Origin of the sequence: Streptomyces sp. NPDC015125 (genome assembly GCF_043080045.1) — a bacterium.
GTDB lineage: Bacteria > Actinomycetota > Actinomycetes > Streptomycetales > Streptomycetaceae > Streptomyces.
In genome coordinates, this window is the sequence record NZ_JBIBVF010000029.1 from 89,531 (window position 1) to 102,663 (window position 13,133).

Here is a 13,133-nt window from a genome sequence, read left to right on the forward strand (position 1 = left end):
CCCGCGCGAGGCGCGCACCCCCCGGTGCGGAGTTCCCTGCGCTCGGTCATGTGCACACTGCCTCGTCACCGGTGATCGCCGCGATCCCGCCCGGCTTCTGCGGCGGCTCCTCGGCCCGTACCCGCTGCACCGCCTGGTGGCCTTGGCCGACCGTCACCTGCATCACCGGCCCCCGCCCGGCCACCGGGCGCAGCTCGGCGCCCGGCAGCGCGGCGGCCAGCGAACGGGCCGAGCGGTCCCAGCGCGGGTCGTAGGCGATGACCGTGCGGGGCGCCTTGCCGAGGGGGGAGGTGCCGGGTACGCCGGTGGTGGCAAAGCCGGTGGCCTGCAGTTCCCTGGCCACCGTGGTGTCCGGGCCGGTCCGGCCGCCGCCGTCGCCGACCTGCACCTGGACCTGCCCCGGCGGTACGTCCACGACCCTGGCCCGCGGCTCCTTTTTTCGGTCCCGGTGCACAGCGAGCGGCTTGTCCTCGCGGATGGCCTGGAAGAGCTTCGGCGCCTGCACCGGATCCCACCGCACGGTCGAGCCGACGCCGGGCACCGGCTGGGCCACAGTGCGCAGCGGCACGGAGGTGAACTCCGAGGACGAGGGGGTGAAGCCGCGCATCGCCTGCCCGAGATCGACCAGGTCGTTGGCCTCGAAGCCGGAGTCGGCGCGTACGGATCCCAGCACCGTGTCGGCGACGTCCCGGAAACGGATCGGGTTCAACAGCACTCCGGAGGAGGTGATCTTGTGGATGAGGGCGGCCAGGAAGCGCTGCTGGCGCTGCATCCGGCCGAGGTCGGCGGAGCCGTCGACATGCCGTGAGCGCACGTACTGCAGTGCCCGGCCGCCGCCCAGCCGCGACTTGCCGACCGGCAGATCCAGGCCCGTATAGCTGTCGCGCAGCGGCCGTACGGTGCAGATCTCCACCCCGCCGACCGCGTCCACGCTGCGCATGAAGCTGGTGAAGTCGACCTCCAGATAGTGGTCGATGTGCACCCCCGTCATGTGCTCGACGGTCCGCACGGTGAGGCTGGGGCCGCCCTCGGCGTAGGCCGCGTTCAGCTTGATGGCGTGCTGGGCGCGCGGCCGGCCGGTGACCGCGTCCGTGTGCGCGGGGACCTCGGCATAGGAGTCGCGGGGGAGGCTGACCACGCTGGCGCGGTCCCGGTCGGCGGAGAGATGCACCAGCATCAGGGTGTCGGTGCAGTGGCAGGGCGCCCCGCCGAGGTGGTACTTCCGCTTCTCGCCGGGGGTGAGCTTGTCGCGCCCGTCCGTGCCGACGACCAGGAAGTTCAGCCCGTCGCCGCCGCCGGGCCGGTTGCTCATGCCCGTGAAGGCGTCCACCCGGCCGATGCCGCTCTCCACGCCGGTGACCACGGCGTGCCCGACACCGCTCGCGGCCAGCAGCAGCACGGACGTGACCGCGCCGATCCGCAGCCCCCAGCGCGGGCCCGGCGGGCGCCGGCGCGGGCTCGGCCGGGCGGCCCGGCGCCTGGCCGGACGGGGGGAGCGGAACGGCGCGGTCACGGGGGACACCTCCGCGGCTGGACGGGCGGCTGGACGGGCGTGAGCGGTGCCCGGCGGGGGGAGCGGGTCAGGACGGGGAGGGAAAGAGCGGGGGAGGAGCCGAGGGCTGAGTTGAGGGGTGAGCTGACGGACGAACAGGGGGAGGAATAGGGGTAAATCCGGCTAGAGCACCGTAGGTCCATATGATCGGATGCGGAGCGCCACACGCCGGGCATCCGGCGCCCGGCCACCCGGCTGCGTCCGACGCTGTCCCCCATTCGCGGTAACGTGAGGCGCGATACTGCAGTCTCCCGGCGGGCGCTGCCGTCGCTGGCGGCTCCGCCGCGGGCCGTACCCCTGAGGAACCATGCCGCAGCAGCAGCCCCCGGCCGTCTCCGTGATCATGCCGGTGCTCAATGAGGAACGTCACCTGCGCAATTCGGTCCGGCACATCCTGGAGCAGGAGTACGCCGGTGAGATGGAGGTGGTGATCGCCCTCGGTCCGTCCACGGACCGTACGGACGAGATCGCCGCCGAGCTCGTCACCGAAGACGCCCGGGTGCACACCGTCCCGAACCCCACCGGCCGCACCCCCGCCGCGCTGAACGCCGCGATCAAGGCGTCCCGGCACCCCGTCGTGGTCCGTGTCGACGGCCACGGCATGCTCTCCGCGAACTACATCGCCACCGCGGTGCGCCTCCTGGAGGAGACCGGCGCCGCGAACGTCGGCGGCATCATGCACGCCGAGGGGGAGAACGCCTGGGAGGACGCGGTCGCCGCCGCGATGACCTCCAAGATCGGTGTGGGCAATGCCGCCTTCCACACGGGCGGGCAGGCCGGCCCTGCCGAGACGGTCTATCTCGGGGTGTTCCGGCGCGAGGCGCTGGAGCAGCAGGGCGGCTACAACGAGGAGTTCATCCGCGCCCAGGACTGGGAGCTGAACTTCCGTATCCGCGAGGCCGGCGGGCAGATCTGGTTCTCGCCCGAGCTGCGGGTGCAGTACCGCCCGCGGCCGAGCATCAAGGCGCTGGCCAAGCAGTACAAGGACTACGGCAAGTGGCGCCATGTCGTCGCCCGCTACCACGCCGGTTCGATCAATCTGCGCTATCTCGCGCCGCCGACCGCGGTGTGCGCCATCGCGGCGGGCCTGGTGGCCGGTGCGACGGTCACGCCCTGGGCGCTGATCGTCCCGGGCGGCTATCTCGCGGCGATCGCCGCGGGGTCGGTGCCCGCCGGCAAGGGGCTGTCGCTCAAGGCACGCGCCCAGATCCCGCTCGCCCTGGCCACCATGCACATGGCCTGGGGCGTGGGCTTCCTGACCAGCCCCCGCTCCCTCGCCAAGAGGGTCATCGCCAGCCGCCGCCCGGCGGTCATGGCCCCGGCGGCCGGGGCGGAGTAGGGCGGGCCCGACGGGAAACCTCCCCTCCACACCCGCCCACCCCCCGAAGGGGGGTGGGCGGCGGGGAAAAAACCACCGGGGCCGCCGGCAGCCCCGGAAGGCCCCGGAAGGTGTCTAGAAGCTGTACTGCGGATTCACCTTCATACAGGCCTTGGAGTCCTCACCGTTGAGTGCATCGGCGCTGTCCGGCGCCTTGTCGGCGCCCTTCTCGTCGCCCGACTGCTTCGGGTACGCCGAGCCGTTGCGCCAGTCGCTGCCGACCACCAGCCGCATCCCGGTGGCCGAACTCGACTCCCGGACCGCGCCCTTGGGCAGGCCCAGCGCCTTCGCCAGCGCCAGCGCGTCGCCCCGCTGCCCCTTGTCCCGGTACGTGACGGTGGTGTCGGCCTGGGTGGTGAGCGCGGAGTCGGTGCCTGCCGCGGTGTAGCCGAGGCCGGACAGCCGCTGCTGGATGACCGCCGCGCGGCCGGAGACCGGGCCGTTCACCGTGCTGTTGGTGCCGTTCTGCACCACAACCTTCAGCTGCTCCTTGGGAGTTGACGGCTTCGGGTCCGGCGCCGCCTTCTTCTTCTTGTCCTTGCCGTCCAGCGCGGCGTCGTTGCGCAGCAGCGCGAAGGTCGCGTCCGCATCGCCGGGCTTGGGCATCACGTACGACTCGTCGGGGCTGTACTGCCAGGGCATGGTGACCATCGTGAGGCGCTTGGTCGGCACCCGGTTGAGGTCGCTGCCCAGGTCGTAGAGCTTCTTGACGGTGTCGAGGCCGTCGTCGACGGTCAGCGCCTTGGTCGCGGCCTCCGCCAGGTCACGCAGCTGCCCCGGGTCGGTGAGCTTGGTGCCCTTCTTCAGCTGCCGGACCATCGAGTTCATGTACATGTGCTGGGCCTTGGCCCGGCCGATGTCGGTGTTGTCCTCGAAGCCGTAGCGGGTGCGCAGCCACTGCAGGGCCTGGACGCCCTTGACGGAGTGGGTGCCCTTGGTGAGCTTGAGCCCGCTGCCGTGGCCCTTGCTGTCGTGCGAGTAGACGTTGTTGTCGACACAGACCGGGACGCCGCCGATGGCGTCCGCCATGTCCACCACGCCGGAGAAGTCGACCATCATGAAGTGGTCGATGTAGATACCGGTCAGCTCCTGCCAGGTGGCGAGCGTGCAGCCCGGACCGCCGTGCTGGAGCGACTGGTTGATGGCCGCGGAGGTCTGCGGATAGACCTTGTGGGTCTTCGGGTCGGTGCACTGCGGGATCGTCACCCGGGTGTCGCGCGGGATGGAGATCACCGACATATTGCTGCGGTCCGCCGAGACGTGCAGCAGCATCTGCACATCGGCGAGCGGCTTGCGGTCGGCGTCCTGCCGGGCGCCGCCGAGCTCGATGTTCTTCTTGCTGTTCCGGCCGTCCGAGCCCAGCAGCAGGATGTTCAGCGGGCTCTGCCCGAAGGCGTTGGGATCCGGCTTCTTCAGACCGTCCCCGGCCAGGGACCGCGGGGCCTTGCGGAGGTTGGCGTTGAGGTGCTCGTAGTACCAGTACCCGGCGCCCGCGCCGCCCACTATCAGGACGGCGAGGGTCAGGGCGGTCCAGCGCAGCACCTTGCGGCCCTTGCCGCGGCGCGGCCGGCCTCCTTTGCGGTGGCCGCCGCCCTCTGCGTCCCCGTCTCCGTCCCCGTCGCCGTCCCCGAAGGACGCGTCACCGCCCGCGGCGGGTGTCCAGCCGGGTGCGTCCGGCGGCAGCCCTTTGTCGTCGTAGAGACCGTCGTCCCAGCCCAGCTCCTGCGCATCCGGTGCGTCCGGCTGGCGTCGCCGGCGTGATCGGTCACCACGCACACTGCTCTGCCGCATTGGGCCCTCTCCCCGTTGTCAGTCCGATGGTGCGTTCGGCGCCTCGGTGGGGCGGCCGGAGCCCGCTCAGGTCACTTCGCGCAGACGTTCTTGTCATCTGCATTGACGTTCTGCACCCCGTCCGGGGTTTCGGTCGGCGCGTCGATCGGTGTGCCCGGTGCCTTGAAGTCCTTGCCGAGGGTGAGCTTCATCGGGACCCGGTCACCGGCGTTGTGCGACGACTTCTTCAGCGCGCTCTTGGGCAGCCCCATCCAGTCCGCCAGCGTGGCGGCCTGGTCGGCCTGGTTGGGCGCGTATTCGAGGCGGGTGGTGGCCAGTTTCGCCGGGGCGTTGCCGGCGTTGGTGGAGAGCTTGGCGGCCTTGGTGTTCTGCAGCCAGTCCACGGTCTCCTGTGCCGAACCGATCGGCCCGCCGCCATTGGTGACATCGACCCGCACCTGCTCGGGCGGGGCCTTCTTCACCGGAGCGGACTTCTTGCCCTTGCCCTTCTTGCCCTTGGCCAGGGCGTGGTCCGCTCGGACCATCGCGAACAGTGGGTCCGCAGCGGTCTTGTTGAGGATGACGGTGGCCGGGTCGTCGGGGTTGTCCAGCACCGGCACCGTGGCGAAGGTGACCTTGTCGATGTCGACCTTCTTGAGGTCGGTGCCGAAGTCCAGCAGCTTGTTCGCGGAACCGATACCGGTGTCGACGGTGAGTGCCTTGGTCGCCGCCTGGCTGACGTCGTAGAGCTTGCCGGGGCTGCTGAAGGCGCTGGACTTCAGTTTGCGGATCAGCGAGCTGAGGAACTGCTGCTGCATCTTGATCCGGTCCAGGTCGCTGCCGAATCCGATGGCGTGCCGGGTACGGACGAACGCCAGCGCCTGCTCGCCCTTGACGATGTGCCGGCCGGCCTTCAACTTCAGGTGCGACTTGGGGTCGTTGAGGTCCTTGCCCGCGCACACCTCGACGCCGTCGACCGCGGTGGACAGCGACTTGACCGCGTTGAAGTCGGCCATCATGAAGTGATTTATCTTCAGCCCGGTCAGCTTCTCGACGGTGCGCCAGGTGCAGCCCGGGTCCCGGCCCTCCTGGCCCAGGCTGGTGTTGAAGCGCACCCCGTGCTCGCCGCGGATGTTCTTCGTCGAGCCGTCCTTCTGCTTCGTCGGGCAGCTCGGGATGTCGGTGATCATGTCGCGCGGAATGCTCAGCGCGGTGGCGTTCGACCGGTCCTTGGAGATGTGCATCAGGATCGTGGTGTCCGCGTGCCCCACGCTGCCGGCGTCGCCGTAGCCGGAGTTGCCCTTCCCGGAGCGGGCGTCCGTCCCGATGATGAGGACGTTGACCGGGCCGTCGGAGACCGCGTCGTTCTCCACGCCGACGTCGACCTTGGAGATGTTGCCGTTCAGCTGCTGGTAGAGGTAGAACGCCCCACCGCAGCCGACGACGAGAACGAAGCCCACCACACCGGCCGTCCAGTACAGCGCCCTCTTCTTCCCGGACGCCTTCGGCTTGCGCTTGCGGCGGCTCGCCGGGCCCGCGGCTGCCGCGGACGCCGTGCGGCTGCCGGCCGACCGCCGGGCCGCTCGCCCGCCCTCGGCGCGCTCGTCGCCCTCGGCGTCCTCGCCCCGGCGGCCGCGCTGGGTCGGCAGCGGCCGGGTGTCGGTGTCACCGCCCGACCTGCTCGCGGCACGTCTGGAGCCGGCCGTCTTGCGGTCGGCGGGCCGAGCGTCGGCTTGACCGTCATGGTCAAGCCGCAGCTCGTAGTTGCCGGTGTTCGGGTCGAACACCCACTGATCGGCGGGATCGACGTTGTTGTCGCCCGCCCGCCCACGGCCTTGCGCGTCCACGGTGCCTTGAGTCCTCCGTCGGTGCCACGCGGCGCCATCCCCTCAAGGCGCTCGGTCGGTCGATCGATCGTGTAGTGCATGGTCATCGGTCAGCTGGTCCTGCGACCGGATCGCTCACACTATCCGCCCAGTTCAGCGCCCCGCGACGCGCGTGACAAATTCCACTTGCCTACAACTGGGCAATCCGCCCAATCCATTCGCGTCACCAGGTGTACTTTGCGGCATCTTTATTCGCAGACCCCGTGTCCCGCCGTCGTCCCGGGAAAGAACGGGCCCGGATCCGGCGGCGGCGAGGGGGTGCCGTCCGTCCGTCCGGCCGGTGCTCCGGCTCCCGTGCGGACCGGTTTCTCCCCGGTGTCGGGCGGGGGTTTCACGGTCACCGGAAGATCGCTGTGCAGCTGCCCGAAGAGCCGGCCGGCGTCCGGCTGGACCAGCTCATCGCGATTGGGATCGTAGCGGTACTCCCGGCGCGGCACGGTCATGAACTGGACCCGGCCGGTGGGAATGCTGCGGGTGCTGCGCACCAATTCGTACAGCCCCTTCAGGGAAGCCAGCGCGGCGTCCGTGGTCAGTGAACTCGTCGCGGCATCCAACACCGGATACAGCCGGGTCGGATTGAGCAGCACACCATTGCTCTGCACTTTCTTCACGAGAGCGCCAAGAAAGTCTTGTTGTCGCTGCATCCGCTGGGTGTCGCTTCCGTTCCCCAGGCTCTTGCGGGCCCGTACGAATCCGAGCGCGGCCTCACCGTGCAGGGTCTGCCGGCCCGCGGGCAGGGTGAGATGCGCTGCGGGGTCGTCGACCGGCCGGGACAGACAGATCTCGACGCCGTCCACCGCATCCACCATCTTCTTGAAGCCCACGAAGTCGATGATCAAGTAGTGGTCGATGCGGATACCGGTCAGCTTCTCGACCGTACGGATCATGCAGGCCGCGCCGCCGAGCGCGAACGCCCCGTTGAACTGGGTCGTCCGCGGTGCCGTCTCCGTGCCGTCCGGGCGCTTGCAGTGCGGCACCTCCACCATCAGATCGCGCGGGATGCTCACCGCGGTGGCGCTCTTCCGGTCCGCCGCCAGGTGCAGCAGCATCGTGGTGTCCGAGCGCTGGCCACTGTCGCGGCCGTATTGGCGGTTGTCGCCGCTACGGCTGTCGGAGCCGATCAGTAGTACGTTCGCGGCGTTCGGCGGGCCCGCGGGGGGCCGCTCGGACTCCCACTTCCGCAGCTCCTTCTCGGTGGCGCTGTCGGTGCGGATATTGCTGTTGAGCTTGGCGTACACCGCCCAGCCGCTCCCGGCCCCGGCCAGCATGACAACCGTGATCCCCAGCGCGGCCCAGCCCCGCCAGCGGTGCGGGGTGCGCGAGAGCCCCGGCCGGTGCGACCCCAGCCCCTCGGCCGGACGTTCGTCCCAGCCGGTGAACCGGGGAGGCTCGGGGGTCTCGGTCACCTGTGCGTCCATCCCTCGCGGAGTCGGCGTCGCGCCTGCACGAGGGCCCGGACGGAACAAGAGACGGACGAACCCCGCGCATGGTGGTACGTACGCAAGTGGTGGTACGTACTCAAGATCATGGACCGAAACGGGCGAACCGGCCCGCCACGGGCGCCACCGGTCCGCCGGACGGGGGAGGACCGCTCGGTACGGAGACGGCGCTTCGCGCTCGGTGCGGGACGGCGTCTTGGGCTCGGTGCGGTGACCGCGTCCTGGGCTCAGCGCAGGGACGGGGCCTTGTGATCAGTGCGGTGGCGGCGCCTTGTACGTGATCTTCTCGCTGGTCTCCCGGGTGGCCGCGGCTTCCGCGCCCGCCCGGTCCGAGTGGCGGCACAGCACCACGGAACCGCCGGTCGCCAGCGGGGCGTAGAGCCCGTACGACAGGCCCTGCCAGGTGTCGTACGGCAGTCCCGACAGCACCCGGGGCGCCTCGGGCAGCTGGGCCGTCGCCGCGTCGGCCAGGGCGCGCGCCCCGATACCGGCGCCGGTCAGCTCCTCGCCGCCCACCACCAGGGCCGCGGCCCCCGGGTCCACCGGTGCGAACGGCGCGAACCGGTCGCCCTGCCCCGGCACCTCGACGGCGTAGTCGGCGAAACCCTCCGGCGGCTGCGGGAAACGGCCGCCCAGCGGGCGCAGCGCCAGCGCCACCCGCTCCCCGGAGCAGGCGCGGGCCGCATCGAGCAGGTCGGGCCCGGTGACGACGAGATCGGCGGCGGCCGGATCGCCGTCCACCTCCGCCACCACGCCCACCGAGGAGCAGGCCAGCAGCCAGACGGCGGTCTGCCAGTGCGCGGGCAGCAGCAGTGCGAGCCGGTCGCCGGGCTCGGCGGCCAGGTCTCCCTGGAGGTAGTTGGCGGTCTTGGCCACCCAATTGGCGAAGGTCGCGACGGACAGTTCCACGCGCTCACCGGTGGCGTCGTCGTAGAAGGTCACCAGCGGGCGGGCCGGGTCCGTGGCGAGCGCGGAACTCAGCAGGTCGGCGGGGGTGCGATCGGTGGCGTTCATCGCGGCCAGGGTACGCGCGGCGGCGGCCGGCGGCGGGGCGGGCGCAGCCGTACCGGCCACCGGATCGGCCGATGCCCCGTCAGGTCACCATTGGCGCGTTCGGTCCGGACATGTCCAGGATTTTATTCATGCGCCCCTTCCTCGTGACCTGCCTCGGCGCCGTGTGCACCGCCGCCCTCGCCCTGTCCCTCGCGCCGGCGGCCGGTGCGCATGCCGTCCCCGCCCCGGCCGCAGTGCCGCGCGCCACGAGCACCCCCGAGCTGCCCGGCAGCACCCAGTCCCTGCCGGTGCCGACGCCCGGCGCAGCCGCCCCCGACGCCACCGACCGTGACTCCGCCACGGTGCCCGCGCCCAGGACGCTCGGCGTGCCGGCCCGCACCGTGCGGCCGTTCTCCCTCCTCGGGGTGGTCTGGGACGACGCCGCCGCCGAACTGCACGGCCGGGTCCAGGTCCGCACCCGCGCCACCGGCACCACCCGGTGGTCCGACTGGCAGGACGTCCAGGTCCACAACGACGACGCCCCCGACCTCGGCTCCGCCGAACGGCACGGCAGCGACGTCAGGGGCAGCACCTCTCCGCTGTGGGTCGGCGACTCCGACGCCGTCCAACTGCGGATCACCCCCGAGACCAGCAACCGCGCACCGGCCACCGTCCCGGCCGGGCTGCGGCTGGAACTCGTCGACCCCGGCAGGACCCCGCGCGGCCTCCGCGGGGCGCATGCCGACCCGCCGGCCCCGGTCGGCACCGGGGCGGCCACGGCCTCCGCCGCCAACGCCCTGCTCGCCCCGCTCGGCGCCGCCGAGATCCCGGCCCTCGACCAGGTCGCCTCCCTGGCCGATATCGCCGCGGCGGGCCTGCTGTCCCCGGTGTCCCCGGCCCGCGCCTTCGTCGGAGCGCGCCCCCGGATCGTCACCCGGGCAGGCTGGGGCGCCGACGAGGACCTGCGGGAGAAGGCCTTCACCTATACCGACACCGTCCGCGCCGCCTTCGTCCACCACAGCGGCTCCGGCAACGACTACAGCTGCGACGAGGCCCCCGCGCTGATCCGCGCCATGTACCGCTTCCACGTCATGAGCAACCACTGGCGGGACATCGGCTACAACTTCCTCATCGACAAGTGCGGCACGGTCTACGAGGGCCGGGCGGGCGGCGTCGCCAAGCCCGTCATGGGCGCCCACACCCTCGGCTTCAACGCCGACAGCACCGGCATCGCGGTCCTCGGCACCTTCACCGACACCGAGCCGCCCCGGCCCGCCGTCGATGCCATCGCCCGGCTGACGGCCTGGAAGCTCGGCCTCTACGGCGTCGATCCGCGCAAAATGACGAAGCTGCTGTCCGCCGGTGGCAACCGCTTCCCCAAGGGCTCCAAGGTCCCGCTGCACGTCATTTCCGGCCACCGCGACGGCTTCACCACCGAGTGCCCGGGCCTGCACCTCTACAGCAAGCTCGGTGCCGCCCGAGTCGCCGCGGCCGGGCTCCAGGGCCGCTGACCCGCCGCGGGGTGGTCGTGCAGGGGTTTGCGGGCGTTCGGCACGGTGCACGGTGCCGTTCGGCACGGTGCCATGGTGCATGGTGCAGGAACCACTGAACCCTTCCTGCCGTTGACGCGTCCTCACGACCACGGCGTCCGCGCCCCGGCCCCGTGCCGCCCCGTGGCCTGAACAGCACCGGGCCACCCCCCACCGCCGGGGCGCCCGGACGCCCGTCTGCCTACACTGGTCCGCCCATCGGCCGACCCCAGCAGGAAGCAGAGAAGCCACCGTGAGCGTCGCACGTGCAGCCGCCGGGCTGCGGTCGACGACGAGAGCCGCACCGCTGCGCTGCACGGGCGGAGAAGCGAACAGAGGACACCGTGAGCGTCGCACGTGCAGCCGCCGGGCTGCGGTCGACGACGAGAGCCGCACCGCTGCGCTGCACGGGCGGAGAAGCGAACAGAGGACACAGTGACTGAAGCGATCCTCCTGGTCGGCGGCAAGGGCACGCGGCTGCGGCCGCTGACGGTGCATACGCCCAAGCCCATGGTCCCGGCGGCCGGCGTGCCGTTCCTCACCCATCAGCTGGCCCGCGCCCGGGCCGCCGGCGTCGAGCACATCGTCCTCGCCACCTCCTACCTCGCCGAGGTCTTCGAGCCGTACTTCGGCGACGGGTCGGCGCTGGGCCTGCACCTGGAGTACGTCACCGAGCACGAGCCGCTGGGCACCGGCGGCGCCATCCGCAATGTCGCCGAGCGGCTGCACTCCGCCCCCGACGACCCGGTACTGATCTTCAACGGCGACATCCTCACCGGCCTGGACATCGCGGCCCTCGTCGGCACCCACCGCACCTCCGGCGCCGATGTCTCGCTGCACCTCACCCGGGTCGAGGACCCGCGCGCCTTCGGCCTGGTGCCCACCGACGACACCGGCCGGGTCACCGCCTTCCTGGAGAAGCCGCAGACCCCCGAAGAGATCGTCACCGACCAGATCAACGCCGGCGCCTATGTCTTCAACCGGTCGGTCATCGACACCATCCCGGCAGGACGCCCGGTCTCCGTCGAACGTGAGACCTTCCCCGGCCTGCTCGCCGAGGGCGCCCACCTCCAGGGCATGGTCGACTCCACATACTGGCTCGACCTCGGCACCCCGCAGGCCTTCGTCCGCGGCTCCGCCGACCTGGTCCTGGGCCGCGCCCCGTCCCCGGCGGTGCCCGGCCGCCGCGGCGACCGCCTGGTCCTGGAGACCGCCGAGGTCGCCCCGGACGCCAAACTCACCGGCGGCACCGTCGTCGGCGCCCGCACCGTCATCGGCTCGGGCGCCCGGATCGACGGCAGCGCCGTCCTCGACGGCGCGGTCATCGAGGAGGGCGCCCAGATCCGTGACTCGCTGATCGGGGCGGGCGCGCGGATCGGGGCCCGTACGGTCCTGGACGGTGCGGTCATCGGCGACGGCGCGCGGATCGGCGCCGACAACGAGCTGCGCGACGGCATCCGCATCTGGTGCGACGCCGACATCCCGGCCGCATCGGTGCGCTTCTCCTCCGACCAGTAACCGGTAACCGGTAGCCGGTGGGACGGCAGGACGGCAGGACGGCAGGGCAGCAGGACGGCAGGGCAGCAGGACGGCAGGCCGGTGGACCGCTCACCGGGGCCCGGCCCGGCGTTGTCCACAGGCCCCGGCACCGCCCCGGCCGTATCGCCTAGCCTGGCCGCATGCCCGCCCGTACCTGGCTCCCGCCCGGCCCGTTCGACCTGCACCGCACGCTGGGTGTGCTGCAGCGCGGTCCCGGCGACCCCGCGTTCGCGGTGCGCGGCGGCGAGCTGTGGCGCGCCTGCCGTACGCCACAGGGCCCCGGCACGCTGCGGCTCGCGGCCCGCCCGTCCGCCGGCGATGTCGAGGCCGAGGCATGGGGCCCGGGGGCCGACTGGCTGCTGGACCAGCTGCCCGACCTGCTGGGGGCGTCCGACGATCCGGCGGAACTCACCGCCCGGCACCGCCTCGTCCATGAGGCCCGCCGCCGCCACCCCGGCCTCCGGCTCGCGAGGACCGGGCTGGTCCTGGAGTCGCTGATCCCCTCGATCCTGGAGCAGAAGGTCACCAGCGACGAGGCCTACCGCGCCTGGCGGCTCCTGCTGCAGCGGCACGGCGAGCCCGCCCCCGGCCCCTGGGACCGGATGCGGGTGATGCCGGACCCGCGCGGCTGGGCGCTGATCCCCTCCTGGGAGTGGCACCGCGCGGGCGTCGACGCCAAGCGCTCGGCCACGATCCTGCGCGCGGTGCGGGCCGCCCGCCGGATGGAGGAGGCCGCGCGGATGGAGCTCGCGGACGCCACCCGGCGGCTGACGGCCCTGCCGGGCATCGGCCCCTGGACCGCCGCCGAGACCCTCCAGCGCACCCTCGGCGCACCGGACGCGATCACGCTCGGCGACCTGCACCTGCCGAAGATCATCGGCTATGCCCTCACCGGCCGCCGCGGCACCACCGACGAGGAGATGCTCGAACTCCTCGCCCCCTACGAGGGCCAGCGGCACCGCGCGGCCCGGCTGATCCTGCTGTCCGGCCGCGTCCCGCCGCGCCGCGCCCCACGCTTCCCCGTAGGGGACATCGCCCGGCTCTGAC

9 protein-coding genes are annotated in these 13,133 nt (G+C 72.0%); 4 read left to right on the forward strand and 5 right to left on the reverse strand.

Annotated elements, in window-relative coordinates:
* Positions 1-46 precede the first annotated feature (46 nt).
* Entirely contained in the window at positions 47-1,513 is a 1,467-nt protein-coding gene (locus ACF088_RS37615) for an LCP family protein (protein WP_392380456.1), read from the reverse strand.
* Between the two features lie 346 nt (positions 1,514-1,859).
* On the opposite strand from ACF088_RS37615, the gene ACF088_RS37620 reads away from it, so the two are divergent.
* Positions 1,860-2,891: a glycosyltransferase family 2 protein gene (locus ACF088_RS37620; protein ID WP_392380457.1), complete on the forward strand. Its 1,032-nt coding sequence runs from the start codon at positions 1,860-1,862 to the stop codon at positions 2,889-2,891.
* 114 nt (positions 2,892-3,005) lie between these two features.
* Here the strand turns inward: ACF088_RS37620 and ACF088_RS37625 are convergent, their stop codons facing one another.
* From ACF088_RS37625 to ACF088_RS37640, 4 genes are all read right to left on the reverse strand, one after another.
* The gene (locus ACF088_RS37625; RefSeq protein ID WP_392380458.1) at positions 3,006-4,721 is read right to left on the reverse strand and encodes an LCP family protein; all 1,716 of its coding nucleotides are present in this window, start codon (positions 4,719-4,721) and stop codon (positions 3,006-3,008) included.
* A 71-nt stretch (positions 4,722-4,792) separates the two neighbouring features.
* Positions 4,793-6,547 (reverse strand): LCP family protein, encoded by a 1,755-nt coding sequence (locus ACF088_RS37630; protein ID WP_392380459.1) that lies wholly within the window; start codon positions 6,545-6,547, stop codon positions 4,793-4,795.
* A 227-nt stretch (positions 6,548-6,774) separates the two neighbouring features.
* Positions 6,775-8,004, reverse strand: coding sequence for an LCP family protein (locus tag ACF088_RS37635; RefSeq protein ID WP_392380460.1), 1,230 nt, complete (start codon positions 8,002-8,004; stop codon positions 6,775-6,777).
* Between the two features lie 273 nt (positions 8,005-8,277).
* On the reverse strand, positions 8,278-9,039 hold the full coding sequence (locus ACF088_RS37640) for a TIGR03089 family protein (protein WP_392380461.1): 762 nt from the start codon (positions 9,037-9,039) through the stop codon (positions 8,278-8,280).
* A 110-nt stretch (positions 9,040-9,149) separates the two neighbouring features.
* Between ACF088_RS37640 and ACF088_RS37645 the strand changes: the two genes are divergently transcribed.
* The 3 genes from ACF088_RS37645 to ACF088_RS37655 all read left to right on the forward strand — a co-directional run bounded on the left by ACF088_RS37645 (position 9,150) and on the right by ACF088_RS37655 (position 13,132).
* Entirely contained in the window at positions 9,150-10,529 is a 1,380-nt protein-coding gene (locus ACF088_RS37645; protein ID WP_392380462.1) for a peptidoglycan recognition protein, read from the forward strand.
* Between the two features lie 453 nt (positions 10,530-10,982).
* Complete coding sequence (locus ACF088_RS37650; protein WP_392380463.1) at positions 10,983-12,065, forward strand: sugar phosphate nucleotidyltransferase; 1,083 nt, start codon at positions 10,983-10,985, stop codon at positions 12,063-12,065.
* Positions 12,066-12,226: 161 nt separating this feature from the next.
* Positions 12,227-13,132 (forward strand): DNA-3-methyladenine glycosylase family protein, encoded by a 906-nt coding sequence (locus ACF088_RS37655; RefSeq protein WP_392380464.1) that lies wholly within the window; start codon positions 12,227-12,229, stop codon positions 13,130-13,132.
* The last annotated feature ends 1 nt before the right edge of the window (position 13,133 follow it).

Coding starts and splice junctions, on each gene's coding strand:
- ACF088_RS37620 (WP_392380457.1), top strand. CDS start 1,860: ATGCCGCAGCAGCAGCCCCCGGCCGTCTCCGTGATCATGCCGGTGCTC.
- ACF088_RS37625 (WP_392380458.1), bottom strand. CDS start 4,721: ATGCGGCAGAGCAGTGTGCGTGGTGACCGATCACGCCGGCGACGCCAG.
- ACF088_RS37635 (WP_392380460.1), bottom strand. CDS start 8,004: ATGGACGCACAGGTGACCGAGACCCCCGAGCCTCCCCGGTTCACCGGC.
- ACF088_RS37640 (WP_392380461.1), bottom strand. CDS start 9,039: ATGAACGCCACCGATCGCACCCCCGCCGACCTGCTGAGTTCCGCGCTC.
- ACF088_RS37645 (WP_392380462.1), top strand. CDS start 9,150: ATGTCCAGGATTTTATTCATGCGCCCCTTCCTCGTGACCTGCCTCGGC.
- ACF088_RS37655 (WP_392380464.1), top strand. CDS start 12,227: ATGCCCGCCCGTACCTGGCTCCCGCCCGGCCCGTTCGACCTGCACCGC.